This window comes from Streptomyces capparidis, assembly GCF_054782095.1.
Genome location: NZ_BAAGTD010000001.1, coordinates 122,843 through 141,828, shown reverse-complemented (window position 1 = coordinate 141,828; position 18,986 = coordinate 122,843). Strand labels below are relative to the sequence as shown.

The window sequence follows — 18,986 nt, the reverse complement described above, 5'->3', positions numbered from 1 at the left end:
TTCCCCCTGGTGAGCGACTCGTGCCGGCGGGGGACATCATCACAGGGGACCGCCGCCCCCACCAGCCCCACCTGCACGGATTCCCCGGCCAGCCCCGGGGGCGCGAATGGCTCACCGCATTCCCGCATTTCCCGTCGCGCGCACCGTGCACGGCTTTCCCAGAATTCCCCGGCGGATTGACACCGAGAATTCCGGGGAATGACGAGAAGACGCCCCGACCCGGCGGAAACCGTGATTCCTCTGCGGTTTCGCGCCCGGCGCGGGAAAATTCACTCACCATGCCCCTCCCCGCAGGAGCCGCGGAAGCGGCGGAAGACGCATGGAATGATCGGGGGATTTCATGCCCGGTGAAACGGAGAGCAACGCTCCATTCGAGCGTTCCCTGAACGACCAGAGCCGGACCGGCCACAGCCCGTCCGGCCAGCCCTCGCAGAGCCAGTCCCCGCAGAGCCAGCCCTCGCACGGCCGGACCCGGAGCGAGCGCTCCCCGCGCGTCCGCGGCGATCTCGTCGGCGCCCAGGTGGCGGTCGCCGACAAGGTCGTCCGGATCCGCGCGGACGGCCACTCCGCCGTCGTGTTCGCCGGCGCCTCGGGCACCCCGCTGGAGCGGCGTCCCCTGCCCCCGGCCATCGACACCGGGCACGGCGTCACGGGGCACGGCGTCACCGCGCGCGGCCGGGAGCGGGAGCTGGCCCGGCTCGCGGAGGCGGTGGCGGCCGGGGAGACCGTGCAGGTGCACGGCGGGCGCGGCACCGGCAAGACGACCCTGCTGCTGCACGCGGCGGACCGCGGCGTCCTCTGCGCCGGTGCGCTGCCCGGCTGCGAGGGCGCCCTGCTGCTGTCGGCGCGCGGCCTGACCGTGGCGGAGCTGCTCCAGGAGGTCGTGCTGGCCACGCACACCTCGCCCGGGCCGCGCCTGCCCGCGCCGGGCGAGCTGCGGGCGCTGCTGGCCGCGCTGCGCGTGCTGCTCGTCGTGGACGACCTGGAGTGCACCGGGGAGGAGCTGGCCCGGTTGACCGGCGCCCTGCCGCGCAGCGTGCTGGTGGTGGCGTCCGCACGCGCGACCCTCACCGGCCGCGGCTGCCCGATCGGTCTGGGCGGACTGCCGTTCCCCTCGGCGGCGGCGCTGTTCCGCGACGCGCTGCGCCGGGAGCTCACCGAGGACGAGACCGCACGCGCGCACCGGGTGTGGCGGGCCACCGGCGGCCATGCCGGGCGGCTCGGCATGACCGCCGCGTATCTGCGGCGGGCCGGCGAGCACGGCGTGCCGCCGCGGGTGCCGCCCGCCGACGGCCTCGCGCTGCTGGTGCCGCGGCTGGTGCAGTGGCTGGGCGAGCCGGCGGCGGGGCTGCTGCGGTGGCTGGCGGCGGCGGGGGACGCCGAGTGGGGCGCGGCCCTGGCGGCGGGACTGCGGGAGGACGGCGCCGAGGGCGTGGCGGAGCTGGTCCGTTCCCACCTGCTGGAGCGGCGCGGGGAGCGGCTGCGCCTGGCCGGCGGGGTGGCCGCGGCCGTGGACGGCGCCCGGCCGGAGACGGTGCGGGCGGTGGCGGAACGGGTCGCCGCGTGGGTGGCGTCGGCCGGGGCCCGGGAGGCGGCCGCGGAGGCGGAGGTGATCACCGCTCTCGCGGCGCGGGCGTCGTCGGCCGGGCTGCACCGGGCGGTGCTCGGCCTGGCCCGCGCCGCGGCGCCCCGGCTGATGCTGGGCCTGCGCTGGCGGGAGTGGGGGCGGGTGCTCGAGCTCGGCCTCGGGTCGGCGCGCGCTTCCGGGTCGGCGCGGGACGAGGCGTACTTCACCCACGAGGCCGGGATCCACGCGCTGTGCGCCGGCGACGTGGCCGGGGCCACCGCGCTGCTGACCGCGGCCGCCGCGCTCGGCGTGCACGTGGCGGACGTCCCGGACGGCTCCCCGGGCCCCCGTCAGGCCCCCGGTCCCCGCCGCGGCCGTCAGGCCCGCCCGGCCCCGCCCCCTCGCCCGACTCCGCCCGGCACCGGACGGGCGTCCTGAACGGCGAGGCGCCGCGGGCGCTCCGCCGGGCACGGTGGGGGCCGCCGGCGCGGTGGGCGCCGCCGCGTCCCGCCGGAGTGGGCGGCGGGCGCGGGCACCTGTAAGCGCCGCGCCACCGCGCCGGAGCGGAGCCGCTGCAAGCGCACCCGGGGCCGCCGCGGCTGCCCGTCGCAGGCGCGCACCAGCGCGTCCGCCATCAGATGGCCGCGCTCGACGTAGCCGGGCAGGGCGATCTCGAGTTCGGCCAGGTACTCGGCGCGGCCCTTCTCCAGCCGGGCCAGCAGCTCGGCCAGGCCGTCGGCGGACACCTCGTCGGCCCTGACCACCCACTCCTCCAGGCCCAGGTTGCGCATGATGCCGCGCGTCTTGTGCTCGTACTCGACGGCGACGCAGGGGATGCGGGCGGTGAGCGCGAAGATCACGGAGTGGAACCGGGTGCCGACCAGGTAGTCCAGCTCGCTGACCAGGGCGATGGTGCGGGCGTAGTCGCCGCCGGTGTCCACGACGACGGGTCGCCGGTCGCCGCGGCACCGCGCCGCCACCGCCCGGGACACCACCCGGTCGTCGTCCTGCCCGTCCAGCCCGGTGGCCAGCGGAAAGATCATCACACGGTGGCCGGGGAGCTCGTGGACGCGGTCGACGAACGCGGCGAGCTCCGCCTCGTAGCGCTCCTGCCGGTCGCCGGGCAGGCAGCGGCGCAGCGTCACCCCGACCAGCACCTCGTCCTCGGTGACGCCGTGCGCCGCCCGCCAGGACCGGCCGCCGCGGGCCCGGGGCGGCGGGTCCAGGGTGAACGCCAGGTCCACCGAGCGTCTGGCCACCCCCGGCGGCAGGGACAGCTTGCGCAGCTCGGCGAGGCTGATGTCCTCCCGGGCGAGCACGGCCTTGGCCCGGCCCAGGGTGCGGGCGACCAGGCGGGTGTGCCAGTGCCCGGGACTGCGGAACGGGCCGTACGTCTGCGGGGTGAGCACCACGGGTTTGCCCAGGCGCTGCCCGAGGACGAGCGGCAGCAACTGGTGGACGACGCCCGCGCCCGGGTTCGGCTGGGACGCCCCCTGGAGGTACGGGCCCGCGCCGACCAGCGAGACCAGCACGTCGGCCCGTTCGATCGCGGCGAGCTCCGCGCGGACCTCCGGCGGCAGCACCCTGGCCGCGGGCCGGTACCACCGCACCGGCCCGGTGAACCACAGCAGGCCCACCAGTGCGAGGAGGGCCTGCCGGGCCGCGCGGCGCGGCCGGGAGACTCCCTCCTCGTGCACGTACCGGCGCATCGAGCCGATGTTCGGCACGCCGTCGAAGTCCGGGTGGACCCGCGGGTCCTCCATGCCGGCGATGGCCGCCTCGCACCCCGGGAAGGCCCGTTCCACCTGCGAGAGCAGCGCTCGCAGCAGGGCCGCGTCCCCGACGTTCTCCCGCACGTAGGCGCCGACGATCAGCACCCTGCGCCGAGTGTCCATAGGCATTGGTCTCCGTAGCTGCGCTGGGGCACCGGTCCGCGGACCGGCCTTGGGCCGGGCGGCGCACTCAGGGGGGCGCCGCCGGGGGCGTCCGTAGTACCCGCGCTGCGGCCATCGACGCGCGGGATGTGCGCCGGATGACGTACACCGGAGTGGACGCGGACAGGACGAACCCCCATCAACCCGCGCAGAATGGCCGGTGATCCCCCGCTCCACCACGGCGCCGCGAGAGGACGACCCGCCCATGTCCCCGAAGCCGATGTCCCACGAGCCCACGCCCACCGCGCCCGCGCCCGGCACACCCCCACCCGCGCCCCGGGAGCCGTCCCCCGGCGAGCCGCCGCCCCCGGCGCGCACCCCGCCGCCCACCGGCCGCCGCCCCGGGAACGTCAACCGCTCCACCCTCGGCCACCGCGTCCGCTACGCCCTGCGCCACCCGGACCGCGTCCCCGCCCATCTGGCCCGGGCCGGACGGGACACCTGGCTGCGCCTGCGCCACCCCGACCACGTGTCCTACTACCGGGCGGTGATGCGCTCGGACACCGCGCGCAGCCCCGACGCGGCGGTCGGCAGCCGGACGCACGAACGCTGGCTCGCCCTCGGCGCCATGCAGTTCGACTACCTGGTCTCCCACGGCCTGACCCCGCGGGACAGGATGCTGGAGATCGGCTGCGGCAACCTCCGCGCGGGCTGGCGGTTCATCGAGTACCTGGAGACGGGCAACTACTACGGGATCGACATCTCGCCCGACATCCTCATCGCCGCCCAGGACACCCTCGTCCGCCACCGGCTCCAGGAGAAGCTGCCGACCCTGACGCCCGTGCGCGACCTGCGGTTCTCCTTCCTGCCCGACGCGCACTTCCGCGTCGTCCACGCGCACAGCGTCTTCTCCCACTCGCCGCTGCCGGTGATCGACGAGTGCCTCGCCCACGTGGGCCGGGTGCTGGCGCCCGGCGGCTGGTTCGACTTCACCTTCGACCGCACCGAGGGCGAGGAGCACCACGTGCTGCGCGAGGACTTCTACTACCGCACCGAGACGCTGATCGCCCTCGCCCTGCGGCACGGCCTGTCCGCGCGCCTCATGGCCGACTGGGAGCGGCTTCCGCACGGGCAGTCGAAGATCCGGGTGACGCACCGGCGACCGAGCTGACCCGGGCCCCACCCCGCCCGCGGCCGCGCCCGCCCCCGCTGCCATGGTGTGCTCATGCCTCTCTACGACGAGCGCCTGGCCGTCCCCCGCTGGTGGTGGCTGCTGGTCCCGGCCGTGGGCCTGGCCGTGGCCACGCTGATGCTCGCGTTCGGCCCGGTGCCCGCGGCGGTCGCGCTCGCCGTCACCTCCTGCGCCGCGGCCGCCGGGCTCCACGTCTACGGCTCGTCACGCATCCTCGTCACCGGCGGCGCGCTGACGGCGGGCCGGATCCGGATCCCGGTGGAGGCGCTGGGGCTGCCCGAGATCCTGGACGAGGAGGAGGCGTTCGCCTGGCGCACCCGCAGGGCGGACCCGCACGCGCTGATGCTGCTGCGCGGCTATGTGCCCACGGCCGTCCGCATCGAGATCAAGGACCGCTCGCTCGGCGCCCCCTACCTCTACCTGTCCACCCGCCGCCCCATGACCCTGGTCGCGATCCTGGCGTTCACCCGGCAGTGACCAGGACGGGCCCTCCCGCGCCCTCCCGGCACGTGGAGTTGACCTTGCCGCGACGTCAACGTTTCCACTGGTGGCATGAACGTTCCCACAGGCGGCACCGACGCCTCCCCGGGCGGCATGCGGATCGGCGAGGTCGCCGCACTGGCCGGGGTGTCCACCCGGACCGTGCGCCACTACCACCACCTGGGGCTCCTCCCCGAGCCCCGGCGCCTGCCCAACGGCTACCGGGAGTACGGCCTGCGGGACGCGGTCGCCCTCGCCCGGGTGCGCCGCCTGGCGGAGCTCGGCCTGTCCCTGGACGAGATCCGCGACGTCCTCGCCGACGACCGGGGCCGTGAGCTGCGCGAGGTCCTGCTGGAGCTGGACGCGGACCTGGCCCGCCGGCAGGAGGCGATCGGCGCCCGGCGCGCCCGGCTGGCGGCGCTGCTGGCCGAGGCGGACCCGGACCCCGACGCCGCCGTCTCCCCCGAGATGGCCGAGATCCTGCGTGTCCTGCCGTCGGAGACCTCCCCGTTCGCGCGCCTGGACCGCGAGTTCCTCGCCCTGATCGACACCGGGGCGAGCCCCGCCGACCGCGCCGGGTTCGCCGCCCTGCTCCACCGGCTGACCGAACCCGCCGCCGCCGCCCGGACCAGGGACCTCTACGCCCGCCTTGACGACCTCGCCGACGCCGACCCGGCCGACCCCCGGGTGCCCGCGCTGGCCCGCGACCTCGCCGCCCACCTGCCGGACGAGCTGGCGTCGGCCCTGCTCGAATCCGTCCGCGGCAGCGCGGCCCCGCAGTGGCTCCAGGCCCTGTCCCACGAACTGTCCCCCGCCCAGGCCGAGGTGTTCCGGCACCTGGTCACCGCCCTGACACCGCCGACCGAGGACGGAGCACGATGACGACGACGAAACCCGCCCGAGCCGCCGTCCGCAGCGCCTGGGAACGCCTGATCCCCGTGCCGGTGCGCCGCGTCGTCGGCTTCGACACCAAGGGCATGGTCAGCCTGGCCCTGTGGATCGCCCGCCGCCGCCACGGCGTCCCGCCCGGCGCCACCGCCGTCCCCTACTCCGGCGCCCAGACCGCCACCATGCTGCTGTTCCTGTTCGCCATGGCCACGGAGCTGGTGGCCGTGGAACTCCTGCTGCGCGCCGTGGACGCCCCCGCCGCCCTGCGCGCCGCGTTCCTCCTCGTCGACGGCTACTCGATCCTGTTCGTCCTGGCCGTCGTCGCCGCCTGCGTCACCCGCCCCCACGTCATCACCGCCGACGAGGTGCGCATCCGCTACGGCGCCTTCTTCGACCTGCGCGTCCCCCGCGACCGCATCGCCGCGGCCCGCCCGGTCCGCAACCACAACGAGCCCCGCCTGATCACCGCGGACGGCGAAAGGCTCGCCATAGCCGTCTCCGCCCAGACCAACCTCGCCCTGGACCTGACCACCCCCCTCACCGCCACCCGCCCCCTGGGCCGCCCCACCACGGCCCGCACCATCCACTTCCACGCGGACGACCCCCTCACCGCCCTGCGGGCCCTGCGGGCCCCCCGGCACGAGGAGGCGGCACCGGAGCCGAACCCGTAGCGGGACGGCCCGGCTCCACTTTCACGCCCTTCACGTGCATCTCGCCGTGGTCCGGAAGAAATCTCACCCTCCGGTTCGGGGACGCAGGCGCTCACTGAATATTTTCGCGCTCCGGCGCACGCTTAGCGCATCAACTTCCCAGCACGCGCACTCTGCCCACGCGTCTCGGTACCTGCTGTCCTGGACCCCGCAAATCGCACGGATCTGCGGCAGGTCACGCCGTGGAGTGAGAAGGAGAGGACCACCCTTGACCCCACAGTTCGAGCCCAGGAACCAGGAGAGCTGGCAGCACCGCAGCTTTCTCGGCACTCTGCGGGAACCCGCGCGTACCGAGTTGCTGGGGCTCGGTACCCGCTGCCGCTACCGGGCGGGGGAAACGCTGATCCGTGAGGGAGACCGCTCCAACCACGTCATCCTGCTGCGGACGGGTATCGTCAAGGTCACCGCCCGGCTGGAGAACGGCCATGAAGCCCTACTCGCCATCAGGGTGGGCGGGGACGTCGTCGGCGAGATGGCTGCCATGGACGACGCACCGAGGTCGGCCACGGTCACCGCCTGCGGGGAGACGGTCGCCAGCATCGTTCGCGAATCGGACCTGCGCCTTTTCCTCGGCAAGCGCCCCGAGGCCTGGCATGCGCTCGCCGGAATCGTCACTCAGCGCCTTCGCTGGGCAAACCGCCGGCGGACCGAGTTCGGAGGCTACCCGGTCAAGGTCCGGCTCGCCCGCGTGCTCGCCGAGCTGGCCGCCTCGCACGGGCATCGAGTGCGTCGTGGGGTGGTCATAGGAGTGAACCTGACCCAGCCGGAGCTGGCCGCTCTCACCGCCTCCGCGGACATCACGATCCACAAGGCACTGGCCGAACTTCGCAAGGAGGGCCTCATCACCACCGGTTACCGACGCACCACCGTCCTCGATCTCGACCGCCTGCGGGAGATCGCTCGGCTGGGAGCAACCGTGCTGTAGTCAGCCGCCGCCGAAAACCATATTTATACGATCCGCTCAGCGTTCACCGCCTAGGGCGCCATAGTTGACGCCCAACACGCTCAACTACCGCAGGCAGGTGATCGAGTAATGCCATCTCATTCCCCTCCGCCGCTCGAGCCGCACGGCATCATCACCCGGCATATGTGCTTGGCGGCCGACGTGGAGAAGTACAGCCGCTTCGACACCCCTGTTCAGGAGATCTGCCAAGCCGACCTGGATCGGGTGCTGGAGGAAGCGGCGGTGCTGAGCGGTCTCGACCGTGCATCCTGGCCCCGCCAACCGCAGGGTGACCAGGAGTTCGCCGTCCTGCCTCCGGACACGCCGGAGGCGCTGGTGCTCGGGGACTTCGTGCGGCACTTGGCCGTCCGACTCGGCGAGCGCAACGGCAACCGCAGCGAGGACGACCGAATGCGTCTCCGTTTGGCCGTCGACGTCGGCGTGGCCCGTACCGCGACGCTGGGCTACTCCGGGCCGGCTCCGGTCGCTGTGGCGCGCTACCTCAACGCTCCCCAGCTCAAACGAGTTCTGGAGGCCCTGGACTCTGCCGACCTCGCTGTGATCGTCTCCGACCGCCTCTACCAGGACGTCGTCAGGCTGCGGGTACAGGGCCTCGACCCGCGCAGGTACGTCAGGACCCACGTCCGCCAGAAGGAGTTCAGCGGCTACGGCTGGATCCACGTCCCCGAGCACGGACCAGAGGAGCTTCTCCCGCTGATCACCGATCCGGAGCCGGAAAGTGGGGCACCGGGCGTCGCGTCGGCACCCGGCAGCGGGGTTCGACGTGTCGAGGGAGATGTCCTCCACTTCGGCAGCGGAGATGCGGCCAGGATCATGCACAAGAAGTACTACCGGTGACGGAGTGTCGGACATGGGCGACACAACCAACACCGCGAACGAGGACATGAGCAAGCCGACCGACGGCCCACACGCAGAGTCACTCACAGACCCCGGCGACGAGGAGGGCCTGCACGCCCAGTCCGAGGAGGAGCAGGCCGAGCGGGCCGACGTCATCCGCCGCCTGCGCATGCAGGGCCTCGACGCGACCACCATCTCGGGGCGCGCCATTGGTCTCGGCAGCGGAGACGCCGCTGAGACGATCAACAACTACTACGGCGTCGGACCTGAGGTGCAGCCCGTCGACGGCAGGCTGACCGAGGAGGACCTGGACCGTCTCCGCGAGCTGTACGTCATGCCTGGGGACACGCATCGGGCGCTGTGCAGGCAGTTGCACGAAGCAGGGGTCGCGATACTGCGTGGAGCCCCCGGCACGGGCCGGTACACCACCGCGGTGCTCGCGGCGCACGAGGTGAGGGACGCAGACGTCGTCGTGCTCGACCCGGAGACCGACGTGAGGCGGCTGCTGCACTCGCAGAGCCGTCTCCAGCCAGGCTTGGGACACGTCGTGGAAGGGGACGGCAGGTTGTGGGCCGCCAACCTGCGTCTGCAACACCTCAGCAGGCTGAAGGGGGAAGCCTACCGACGATCTCCTCTGGTGATCATCGTCGACGATCAGGTGTCGGTCGAAGCGCTGGACGAATATGTGGTCGAGCACAGAGTCCCTGATGACTTGCGGTTCAGGGTTCTGGAGAAACGTCTGACCCGTCTGCTCGCCGACCACCCGGCGGACTGCCGGAAACTGCTGGAGCACGAAACCCTCCGCGATGAGCTGCATGGACGCTTGTCCATGACGGAAGTCGTCCGGCTGGCCCGGCAACTGGCGGAGGGACAGGCGACCGGACAGGATGCAGACCATCTGGTGCAAGGTCTGCGGGCACGCCTCCGTGCCCGGGCGGAGGAACTGCTCACCGTAGACGCGCGAGCGCCGGGCGGTGGGACCGAAAAACAGGAAGTCTCCCTGTGGTCCCGGGCCTTCCTCTTGGCCTGTGTAGTGCTCAACGGGATGCCGCTGAGTCGCGTCAGCAGGGAGTCCCACCACCTCGCTGAGCTACTGCACGGCGTTCGCTCACCGTCCTCGGCCCCCGAGATGCCCCTGTTCCAAGAGAGCCTGAAGGACTGGCTGCACGACTGCGATGTCGAGTTCACCAACCGCGAGGGCAACGAGGTCGATGCCAGACACCCGGAGTGCCGCGTCCGCATGGGCCGACGCGGTCTCGGCGAGGCAGTCCTCGAGGTGCTGTGGCACGACCACACGGGGGCACGGGGTCCATTGCTGAAGTGGCTGGACGAGCTCGTCACCAGAGGTGAGGAGGACGTCCGGGTGGCAGCGGCCCAGGCGGCCGGCCTGCTGGCGACCTTCGACTGGTCCTACGTGGAGGAGGAACTACTCTCCATATGGGCGGCCGACAGGAGCGAGCACGCCGAACGACGGCGCTTTGCCGCGGCCTGGGCGTTGGAGCGGGCGGCGGCCGATCCGGTGCTCGTGCCCCGGACCAGGACCCTGCTACGGGCGTGGTCCCGTCGGCGGGACTACCAGGCGTGTGCAATGGCTGCTTACGGAACAGGCATCGGAGCGCTCTTCCCCGCGGAGGCTCTGGGCAGTCTGGAGCGCATCGCACGGTCGATGGGAGCCAGGAGCGTCCGAGGTGCCGTCCGGGAGATCTACGCGGCCGGCTCTCAAGTCCAAGCGCTGGAGAAGCTGGCCACTTGGTCTTCCTCACCACACTACGGGCTGCATCAGGATGCCGCGAGATGCCTGCACCAGCTCAGCATGTTTCGCGGCAACCTGGCGATCACGGGTCTGCTGGAGGACCCGGTCGCACGCGGACACCTACTGCGACTGGCCCGGCGCACCCTGCTGAGCCGCCACCACGTCGTCGCACGGCACGGTTGGCAGACCGTCCGCCTCTGGGTGGAGCGGGCGGGGGACGAGCCGGGGCTCGACGAGGTGGTGGGCGAGTTCGTCGCCGAGCTGCCGTCCGGAACGGCCCTCGAGGTGGGCGGCCTGCGCCAGCGCCTCCTCTTCTACTTGCGGCTGTGGGCACACAACAACGTCGGAGCCGACGCGGCCGCACACATCTGTGAACTCGTATCGGAAAGGTGGACGACGTGACCAGCACCCCGCGTCGTGGCCCACTGGGCTGGCTGCGTGCCCTGTTCGGCGGGACCCGTCCCGCCGAACCGCCAGTGGTGGACGTCCCGGAGATCAATGGCGTGAACCGCGTCACCACGGTGACGTTCGACACCCCCGCGCTCGGCAGCGGGTTCTGCTTTCAGGTCGAGGTCCGCTGCGACTGGTGCGCCCAAGGCCGACTGGACATCGCCACGCTCAGTCACGCCATCGACGTGCACCAGGCGGCCATGCCGCACCGACTCGCCGAGCGGGTCCGCGACGCTGCCCGTCAGTACGAGCCGTTCCACGTGGAGGCGGCCGAGCGCGCCGTCAACGAAGCACTGGAGGACGAGTGCTTCGACAACGGACTGGTGACGTGCCACTCAACGGCCTACCTCCGACCGGCGCCCGAGGTTCTTGAGCAGCAGCGGCAGGCCGCCCTCGAGCTCCAGCGAATCGAGCACCGGTACGCGAAGTCCGCTCTCCAGGTCCGGCTGCTCGAAGAGGTCTGCGAGCAGTGGCGCTCCTTCCTCGCACGAGGGCTGGTCAACGTACGCGGAGACGAGCGGACAGCCGCATGGCTCACCCCGTGGGCGGTGCTCTTCACCGAGCAACCCGACCAGGCGGCCACCGGGGTCGCGGAGCTGTTCTCGCAGCGCCGCGAGCAGTTCGACCAGTTCATCGGGCTGCTCGGGCGGCAGGTGAAGGAATACGAGGCCCAAGACCTGTTTGACTTCGTTGCCAAGAACGAGCGGCAGCTTGCGCACGCGATGCAGTTGTTTGGTCTTCCGACGCCTGAGGAGGCCGGGAACGGGCCGGACGACCCGCTGTCCCCTTCCCGGCTGGCGTGGCACTGACTTCGGGACTGCCGCTCAGGCCACCAGAGGACCGATCAGTGCGGAGAGCCCGGCGGCCGCCGCCATCAGGCCCGTCCACATGACGCTGCGGCCGACATACCGGTGCTTGGTCATGGCCACCCTCGCCAATACCGGGATGAGCTGCCATACCTCGTCCCGCTCCCGGGCCTCACCGGGTGTCGGCGGAGTTCCGTCGAGGGTGGCCAGCAGCGGCAGGCTGAACCGGTTGGGAGCGGGCGGCGGTCCCAACCGGGGTCGCAGTGCCTGGACGGCGCAGTAGACGGCGGGCAAGAACGCCGCCAGGTGCAGCACCAGCAAGCCGACCGCCACCCAAGCCCCGGGCCCGCCGCGTTCCCATGCTTGCCGGACCGCACCGCCCTGCGGCACGGAGACGGCCATTAATCCCGCCTGGACAGCCACCAGAACCCCGAGCTTCGCGTCGGCGAACTGGGCCGCTCCCTGAAGCGAGGCGTACACGGCCAATCCCGATCGAAGGCCCAGCGTTGCTTCGTCGTCCGTCCCCGTGGGACGGGCGCTGGTGCTGTTGGCCAAGACAGAACCGGACACAGGAACCTCCCGGTGAAAAGCGGCTCGGACCCTCCCAGTAACAGCCCTGGCAAGCCTCGACAACAGTCATAAATGCGCATTCATCCCATTTAGGAGAGCTTATGAGCTATCTGTCGCAAACACGCCCGGGCCAGTTCGTGGCCAGCGCCCTGGCACTGACCGCCCTGGTGGCGGGCAGTGGCTGCGGCGCCTTCGACACGCCCGAGTCGCGCCCCTGCGCCTGGCTGGACCATGGCTCCGATGAAGTGCACGCGCCCCAGCCGCAGACCGCAGTGCTGGTGGACCGCAGCTTCTCCGCGCGGCCCAACCGGACCACGGCAGAGGACACCCGGGTGCCGGACTGGGCCTCCACCCTGCTGTCCTCTCAGTGGCTCTCCCTGTCACTGTTGGAGGGCCGCTCCCTCTCCATCGCGGGTTTCGACGGGACTCGGGCAACCGTCGACTGGACGGTGGACCACGCGCCCGTCAAGCCGGTCGAGGGCAACGACACCCTCAAGAAGGACCGGCGCAACGCCCGGGCCGACTGTCTGGACAAGCAGCTCCGTCGGACTTCCACCACATCACCGGCCGCCGACCGCACGGACGTGCTCGGGGCGCTCGCCGCGGCCGCCGACCAGCTCGCCTCCGGCGGCAGTCGGAGAGTCCTTGTGGCGACCGACGGGCTGACCAACACCGGTTGCGCCGATCTGCGTTCCGCTGGCTTTGACGGCGACGAGGAGATCAAGGCAGTGGTCAACCGCTGTCACGAGGCCGGTGAACTGCCCGATCTGACGGGCGCCGAGGTGAACCTCGTCGGCATCGGCCGCAGCGCTTCCGGGAAGGCACCGTCGTCACCGCAGACAGCCTGGCTGGTCAGGCTCTGGTCCCGGCTGTGCGAGGCCACCGGGGCCCTCTCGTGCAAGGTGGCCCCGAGCGCCAAGATGAAGGCGGCAGGCAGGAACACCCCAGCGGGCAAGCCCGAACCCGAGGTCTCCTTCCCTGCGGTCTCCGAACGGCCGACGGGGCGAGTGACCACGATCACCCTCCCCGGTTCCGTCCTGTTCGACACAGACCGCGCGGAGCTGACCTCCGCAGCCACAAGCGCCCTGGATGACGCGGCACGGCGCATCGAGGAGCTCGACGCCGTATCCGTCGCCGTCTCGGGCCACACCGACTCGCGGGGCACTGAGCAGCGGGGCAGGCACCTGTCCCTGGCTCGCGCACACGCCGTACGCTCTGCTCTCGCCCAGCGCGGTATCCCGGTTGCCTCTGTGCGCGGCTACTCCGACGACCGGCCTAGCTGCTCCCCCGAGTATCGAGAAGGCATACCCGACTACGCGGCCATGGCTTGCAACCGCCGAGTGGAGATCGCCGTGGCCGTGCGCGGCTGAGCGCATCGCCACCGCCCTTGACCGTTCCAACACAATGCAGAAGGACGTCGTGCATGTCCCAGTTTCATCGGGGCACTCTCTGCCACCACGGCTGCGGGTGCGACATACGGCACATGGTGAAGAGCGCGGAGCAGGGCCCCGAACGCGATCCGGAGCGCCTGGACAACGGCGAGATGCGGATGCTGCTTCGCGCAGTCCGCGATGTCGCCGAACTCGTGAGTCACAACCGCGAGCAGCTCGCCGCCGCCCGCGCTCGCACCATCGATGCCCACGCCAGAACGGAAGAGGCGGTGCAGGCCCTGGCACGTTTCGAATGCGCCGCCACTCTGCGCGCAGCACGCTCCGCGCAGGAGACGGTCAACGCCCGGCACGCAGAGGACGGGCCGTATGACCGGCGCCGCCGCGACACGTGGATACGGCTGCTGCGCTGGCCGGTCATCGCCGCCATGGCCGTGTTCGACGCGTGGTACTTCATGAGGGTCTTCCAGTACCTCACCACCACCGAGGAGAACATCTCATCTGTCGAGCAGGCAGTCTCCTTCCTCCCCGGGGTGGTTCTGGCTCTGGCGCTCATGCTGTCCGGCCAGGCGATCGCCCCTCCCGTGCACCACCTGCGCGAACGGCTGCGCTCCCTGCGCGGGGACCGCCCGGGACTCGGTTTGCTCGCCTCACTCGCCCTCCCTGTGCTCTACCTCACCGCCGTGCTGGCCACCGTCACCGTGTGGGCAGTCCTCCGAGCGCGGGACACCGCGGTGGGCGAGGAAGAGATCCAAGGCTCCCGGTACGCACCCGGTTGGGTGGCCATGCTGATGCTGGTGCTCGCGATCACCGCAGTGACAATGAAGGTGGTGGCCCACAATCCGTACGCGGACAGCGCCGCGGAGGCGGGCCGCAGCCTGCGGCGCGCCCGGCTGACGTACGCCTGGCTCGCCCGGCGGGCTGGAGGAGCCCTGCGCGCGCACGAAGAAGCCTGGAGCGACCTGTGCGCGATGCGTGACGAACTGGCATCGCACGTGCGTCTGGAGAGCATGCGCGTGTGGGAGGCGGCGATCCTCACCGCCCGCATGCTTCACGGCCAGGCAGGACATCTGCCACCCGCGCCCGCTGCCCTCTCGGGCGACGGGATGGGCCAGGTACCGGCCCCCAATTGGATGGCGCCCCTCTTCTCCGGCGTCGTCGAGCCCCCGCCGGAACTCGGCCCCTTGATCGAGGCCCACCGTGTCGCCGCCACCTGCGCCCCCGGGGAGCTGCGTGCTCGCCGCGACCAACTCATCACCCGTATCGATCAGCAACTCACCCCGGCGTGACAGGGACATCCTGGGGCGGCCGGAGAGCGGCGAAGGCACGGACAGCCCATGCGAACCGGCCGTGGGTCACGATGCGTCCAGCCAGCAGGACGCGAGTCCGGGCCCGGGCCCGGAGCCCCGCCCCGGGCCCGGCCCGGCGCCTACCCCTCCCCCGCCGTGGGCCGCCGGGAGAGTTTCGTCGCGTCGCGGACGTCGCTCAGGGGGCGCAGGCGGTACGTGTACGTGTAGTCGCGGTTGGCGAGGAGCTTGTACTCGTCGTGGGTGTGGGCGCCCCAACTGTTGTCGCCGCCCACGCCCATCTGGCGGTGGCTGAGGCGGAGGACGACCTCGTCGCGGGGGGTGAGCTGGTAGTCGTGGCGCACGCCGGAGGACAGGTCCTCGGGGGTGAAGTGGGAGGCGTTGACCTCCAGCAGGGGCTCGCCGGTGGCCAGCAGGCCCGCGCCGTGGCGGTCGGTGAGGGCGATCCAGCGGACGTCGGTCTTCCCGCCGTTCTCCTGCGGGCGGATGTAGGGGGTCCACTGGCCGGAGACGGTCCCGGAGTACAGGCCGACGTCGGTGCCGTTGTTGCGGTCCCAGTGGTTCTCCTCGGGGCCGCGGCCGTACCAGTGCAGGTGCTCCAGGCGGCCCGGCAGGAACAGCAGGGTGCCGACCTCCGGGATGTAGGGGAGGGTCGCGGCGCCCGGGCGCAGGGTGTTGTCGACCTTGATCTCGCCGTTGCCGAAGACCGTGTAGGTGGTGGTGTAGGTGGACCGCACGGTGGTGGGCAGGGTGCCGCTGACGGTGATCTCCACGGCCTTGTCGCGCAGGGCGCGCACGCGGACGTCCGTCACCTCGCGGCCGGCGCCGGCGTCGCGCCAGGTCTGGTTGCGGGTGTGCTGGCCGTTGCCCTTGTCGTTGTCGGTGGGCGCCCGCCAGAAGTTCGGCGCGGGCCCCGAGGTGATCAGCGGGACGCCGCCGGCCTCGTAGGAGGTGATGACGCCGCTGCCCTTGTCGACGGTGACGGAGAAGCCGTCGCCGGTCACCGTGACGGAGCCGGCGCCGTCCCGGTGGGTCAGCGACGGCACGCTCTCCAGCGGCACCGGGGTCACGGCCGGGCTGCCGACGTCCAGGGGGAGCTGCTGCCTGGCCACCTCGAAGCCGGCCTTCGCCCACTTGGTGGGCTCCTTGGTGGTGAACGACAGGTGCAGGAAGTACTCCGCGCCCGGCGCCGGGTCGGCCGGGAGCCGCACGGGCACGGTGATGTCCTTGGCGGTCAGCGGCGGGACGTCCAGTTGGGCGCGGGTCAGTCTGCCGCGCTGCACGACCTCGCCGTCGGCGACGAGGGACCACCCGCCGTCGAACTCGCGGAGGTTGGTGAACAGGTACTCGTTGGTGAGGGTGACCGCACCCGAGGTGAGGGTGCCGCCGCCGGAGGTGGGGGCGACCTGGACGGCCTGGTAGACCTGCTTGACCTCCGCGGCCTTGCCGGTGTGCCCGCGGTCGGCGGTGACGATGCCGTCGGCGACGAAGTTGCCGTCGTTGGGGTTGTCGCGCCAGTCGCCGCCGTAGGCGAAGAACGTCCGGTCCTTCGGCCGCTTCTCGGTGAACGCCACGGTGGCGGCGTCGAACCAGAACCGCACGCCGTCGTCGCCGGGGCCGCGCCCCTCCGACGCCAGCTCGCCCGCGGTCAGGGCGCGGGCGTAGACGCGGGCCCGCCTGATGGTGCCGCTGAACTCCCGGGTCCAGTTGTCCACGTCGGTGCCGAGCGCCAGCGGCGCGGTGTTGCCTGCGGGCCGCTGGGTGGTGGTGCGGGTGGCCCGCGCCGCGCCGTCGACGTACAGGGTCACGGTGCCCGCGTCCGCGTCGAAGACGCCCGCCACGTGGTGCTCCCTGCCGGTCCAGTCGTCCGGCAGCGCCCAGCTCGCGGTGGCCCACTGGCCGCCGCCGTGGATGAAGAACTCCAGGTTCCTGTTCGTCTGCTTCAGCGCGTACTGGGTGTCGCCCTTGGCGAGGATGGGCTGGTGGTAGCCGGTGACGTGCGGGGTGACCCACGCCTCGAGCGTCAGGGAGCCGGTGATGTCGAGCCGGGCGTCGCGGGCGAAGACGGTGCCGCCGCTGACGCCCTTGCCCCGGTCGAAGGTGCCGCCTGGGGCGAGGATCTCGCCGCGCAGCGCGCCGGGCCCGGACTCGGTGAACAGCTTGCGCGTCGGGGTGGGCCAGCTCAGTGACTGGTCCGCGAAGTCCCAGATCCAGCCGCCCTGGAGGACGTCGTGGCGGCGGATGACGTCCCAGTACTTCTTGAAGTTGCCGTTCGAGTTCCCCATCGCGTGGGAGTACTCGATCATGACGTACGGCCGGGTGTCGCCGGTGTCCTTGGCGCGGGCCTCGACGCGGGCGGGGCTCTCGTACATCTCCGAGCGGATGTCGCTGATCTCGGGCCGGTCGTCGCCCTCGTACTGGATGACGCGGGTGGGGTCGTAGGAGCGGATCCAGTCGCGCATGGCGACGAAGGTGCTGCCGCCGCCCGCCTCGTTGCCGAGCGACCAGATGACCACCGAGGCGTGGTTCTTGTCGCGGTGGACCATGTTCCGGGCACGGGCCACACACGCCCTGCTCCACTCGGGGTGGTTGCCCGGGTACCGGTCGCGGACGGCGTGGGTCTCGACGTTCGCCTCGTCCACGAGGTACAGGCCGTACTCGTCGGCGAGCTCGTACCACAGCGGGTTGTTTGGGTAGTGCGAGGTGCGGACGCTGTTGATGTTCATTCGCTTGACGACCTCGATGTCCTTGACCATGTCGGCGCGGGTGAGGGCCGTGCCGCGGTCGGGGTGCATCTCGTGCCGGTTGGTGCCCCGGAAGGAGACCGGACGGCCGTTGATGCGCATCAGCCCGTCCTTGATCGCGAACTCCCGGAAGCCGACGCGGTGCGACAGCGTCTCGATCACCCTGCCCGCCGGGTCGCGCAGCCGCAGCACCGCGGTGTACAGGTTCGGGTGCTCGGCCGACCAGAGCCTCGGCGACGGCACGGCCTTCGCGGCCCGCACGGTCACGTCCTCGCCCGCCGGCGCGGAGCCGAGGTCCACGGCCTGGTGCAGCGGCCGGGACCAGACCGCGTGCCCGCGCGCGTCGTACAACTGCGTCTCGACGGAGTACTGCCCGGCCCCGGCCCCGCCGCCGTAGTCGCGCACGCTCGCGGTGACCGAGAGCTCGGCCGCCGTGTAGCCGTCGCTCAGCGGGGTGTCCAGCTTGAAGTCGCGCAGGTGCACGGCCGGGGTGGAGAACAGGTGGACCGAGCGGAAGATCCCGCTCAGCCGGATCATGTCCTGGTCCTCCAGCCAGTCGCCGTCGGAGTAGCGGTACACCTCCACCGCGATCTGGTTGGTGCCGGGCCTGAGGTACGAGGTGATGTCGTACTCCGCGGGGACGTAGGAGTCCTCGTGGTAGCCGACCAGCTCGCCGTTGATCCACACGTAGTGGGCGGACTTGACCCCCTCGAAGTGCAGGAACGTCCGCCGATCGGCCCAGCTCCGGGGCACGGTGAAGGTCCGTCTGTACTGGCCGACGGGGTTGTAGCGGGTCGGCGCGGCGGGCGGCTGCGCGTCCTCGCCGAGGCCGTTGGGGCCCCACCACGGGTAGGTGATGTTGACGTAGATCGGGAAGTCGTAGCCGTGCAACTGCCAGACGGAGGGGACGGGGATGGTGTCCCAGGAGGAGTCGTCGAGGTCGGTGCGGTGGAAGTCGGGGTCCCGGTCGTCGGGCCGGTCCGCGTAGGCGAACTTCCACTTCCCGTCGAGGCTCAGCCGGTACGGCGAGCGCGTGCGGTCCCCGGCCAGCGCCTGCCCGAGGTCGGCGTACGGCATCAGCGTGGTGTGCGGCGGCTCGGTGCCCAACTGGAAGACGCCGAACCCGTCGTTCCATTCCGGAGGGCCGTCGGCCGCCCCGCTCCGCCCGGCCGCGAACGCCGCGGCGGGCGACCCGGCCAGGGCGAGCCCGCCGAGGACGGCGGCTCCCCCCTCCAGGAGACGGCGCCGGCTGACGAACGTCCGGGGCGGGGCGGGCTGGTCGGCGGGGGACGGGCGTGCGTCGGATGAGTACGGCATGGCCATGGCCTTCCTCGGGACGCCCCGGCCACGGGCAGGCGCGGGGAGGGTGCCCCGCCGAGCGGCACGGCACCGTCGGCGCGCCGCACGGACCGGGGACACGTCGGATCCTGTGCATGCGGGTGGACGGAGTTCCGGG

General features: G+C 72.0%; 14 protein-coding genes. 11 read left to right on the top strand and 3 right to left on the bottom strand.

The genetic code is table 11. The features are described 5' to 3' along the window. The first annotated feature begins 340 nt into the window (after positions 1-340). A complete protein-coding gene (locus tag ACYVO2_RS00640) occupies positions 341-2,005 on the top strand; it encodes a hypothetical protein (RefSeq protein ID WP_461005495.1) in 1,665 nt (554 codons plus the stop codon). Here ACYVO2_RS00640 and ACYVO2_RS00635 read toward each other — a convergent pair. Continuing rightward, positions 1,945-3,468, bottom strand: coding sequence for a polysaccharide pyruvyl transferase family protein (locus tag ACYVO2_RS00635; RefSeq protein WP_461005494.1), 1,524 nt, complete (start codon positions 3,466-3,468; stop codon positions 1,945-1,947). The genes ACYVO2_RS00640 and ACYVO2_RS00635 overlap by 61 nt on opposite strands. Positions 3,469-3,706: 238 nt before the next feature. On the opposite strand from ACYVO2_RS00635, the gene ACYVO2_RS00630 reads away from it, so the two are divergent. The 8 genes from ACYVO2_RS00630 to ACYVO2_RS00595 all read left to right on the top strand — a co-directional run bounded on the left by ACYVO2_RS00630 (position 3,707) and on the right by ACYVO2_RS00595 (position 11,524). Beyond that, entirely contained in the window at positions 3,707-4,612 is a 906-nt protein-coding gene (locus ACYVO2_RS00630; RefSeq protein WP_461005493.1) for a class I SAM-dependent methyltransferase, read from the top strand. Positions 4,613-4,666: 54 nt separating this feature from the next. After that, on the top strand, positions 4,667-5,110 hold the full coding sequence (locus ACYVO2_RS00625; RefSeq protein ID WP_461005492.1) for a DUF3093 domain-containing protein: 444 nt from the start codon (positions 4,667-4,669) through the stop codon (positions 5,108-5,110). Between the two features lie 117 nt (positions 5,111-5,227). Continuing rightward, positions 5,228-5,995: a MerR family transcriptional regulator gene (locus ACYVO2_RS00620; protein ID WP_461005754.1), complete on the top strand. Its 768-nt coding sequence runs from the start codon at positions 5,228-5,230 to the stop codon at positions 5,993-5,995. Further along, positions 5,992-6,672, top strand: a complete 681-nt coding sequence (locus tag ACYVO2_RS00615; protein ID WP_461005491.1) for a hypothetical protein — start codon at positions 5,992-5,994, stop codon at positions 6,670-6,672. The genes ACYVO2_RS00620 and ACYVO2_RS00615 overlap by 4 nt, the downstream gene beginning before the upstream one ends. A gap of 247 nt (positions 6,673-6,919) precedes the next feature. Next, entirely contained in the window at positions 6,920-7,636 is a 717-nt protein-coding gene (locus ACYVO2_RS00610; RefSeq protein ID WP_461005490.1) for a Crp/Fnr family transcriptional regulator, read from the top strand. A gap of 162 nt (positions 7,637-7,798) precedes the next feature. Next, positions 7,799-8,512, top strand: a complete 714-nt coding sequence (locus ACYVO2_RS00605; protein WP_461005753.1) for a hypothetical protein — start codon at positions 7,799-7,801, stop codon at positions 8,510-8,512. Between the two features lie 13 nt (positions 8,513-8,525). Then, positions 8,526-10,667 (top strand): hypothetical protein, encoded by a 2,142-nt coding sequence (locus ACYVO2_RS00600; protein ID WP_461005489.1) that lies wholly within the window; start codon positions 8,526-8,528, stop codon positions 10,665-10,667. Beyond that, positions 10,664-11,524 carry a hypothetical protein gene (locus ACYVO2_RS00595; protein ID WP_461005488.1) on the top strand — a complete coding sequence of 287 codons (861 nt, stop codon included), beginning with the start codon at positions 10,664-10,666 and terminating at the stop codon, positions 11,522-11,524. The genes ACYVO2_RS00600 and ACYVO2_RS00595 overlap by 4 nt, the downstream gene beginning before the upstream one ends. Before the next feature lie 15 nt (positions 11,525-11,539). Here the strand turns inward: ACYVO2_RS00595 and ACYVO2_RS00590 are convergent, their stop codons facing one another. Beyond that, positions 11,540-12,076 (bottom strand): hypothetical protein, encoded by a 537-nt coding sequence (locus tag ACYVO2_RS00590; protein WP_461005487.1) that lies wholly within the window; start codon positions 12,074-12,076, stop codon positions 11,540-11,542. Positions 12,077-12,192: 116 nt separating this feature from the next. On the opposite strand from ACYVO2_RS00590, the gene ACYVO2_RS00585 reads away from it, so the two are divergent. Beyond that, entirely contained in the window at positions 12,193-13,461 is a 1,269-nt protein-coding gene (locus ACYVO2_RS00585; RefSeq protein WP_461005486.1) for an OmpA family protein, read from the top strand. 113 nt (positions 13,462-13,574) lie between these two features. Beyond that, positions 13,575-14,768, top strand: a complete 1,194-nt coding sequence (locus tag ACYVO2_RS00580) for a hypothetical protein (RefSeq protein ID WP_461005485.1) — start codon at positions 13,575-13,577, stop codon at positions 14,766-14,768. 140 nt (positions 14,769-14,908) lie between these two features. Here the strand turns inward: ACYVO2_RS00580 and ACYVO2_RS00575 are convergent, their stop codons facing one another. Continuing rightward, entirely contained in the window at positions 14,909-18,847 is a 3,939-nt protein-coding gene (locus ACYVO2_RS00575; protein WP_461005484.1) for a glycoside hydrolase family 2 TIM barrel-domain containing protein, read from the bottom strand. Positions 18,848-18,986 lie beyond the last annotated feature (139 nt).

Excerpts from the sequence above, each read along its gene's own strand:
- ACYVO2_RS00605 (WP_461005753.1), top strand. The coding sequence starts at position 7,799 with ATGTGCTTGGCGGCCGACGTGGAGAAGTACAGCCGCTTCGACACCCCT.
- ACYVO2_RS00580 (WP_461005485.1), top strand. The coding sequence starts at position 13,575 with ATGGTGAAGAGCGCGGAGCAGGGCCCCGAACGCGATCCGGAGCGCCTG.
- ACYVO2_RS00585 (WP_461005486.1), top strand. The coding sequence starts at position 12,193 with ATGAGCTATCTGTCGCAAACACGCCCGGGCCAGTTCGTGGCCAGCGCC.
- ACYVO2_RS00615 (WP_461005491.1), top strand. The coding sequence starts at position 5,992 with ATGACGACGACGAAACCCGCCCGAGCCGCCGTCCGCAGCGCCTGGGAA.
- ACYVO2_RS00635 (WP_461005494.1), bottom strand. The coding sequence starts at position 3,468 with ATGCCTATGGACACTCGGCGCAGGGTGCTGATCGTCGGCGCCTACGTG.
- ACYVO2_RS00625 (WP_461005492.1), top strand. The coding sequence starts at position 4,667 with ATGCCTCTCTACGACGAGCGCCTGGCCGTCCCCCGCTGGTGGTGGCTG.
- ACYVO2_RS00600 (WP_461005489.1), top strand. The coding sequence starts at position 8,526 with ATGGGCGACACAACCAACACCGCGAACGAGGACATGAGCAAGCCGACC.
- ACYVO2_RS00640 (WP_461005495.1), top strand. The coding sequence starts at position 341 with ATGCCCGGTGAAACGGAGAGCAACGCTCCATTCGAGCGTTCCCTGAAC.
- ACYVO2_RS00575 (WP_461005484.1), bottom strand. The coding sequence starts at position 18,847 with ATGCCGTACTCATCCGACGCACGCCCGTCCCCCGCCGACCAGCCCGCC.
- ACYVO2_RS00620 (WP_461005754.1), top strand. The coding sequence starts at position 5,228 with ATGCGGATCGGCGAGGTCGCCGCACTGGCCGGGGTGTCCACCCGGACC.
- ACYVO2_RS00630 (WP_461005493.1), top strand. The coding sequence starts at position 3,707 with ATGTCCCCGAAGCCGATGTCCCACGAGCCCACGCCCACCGCGCCCGCG.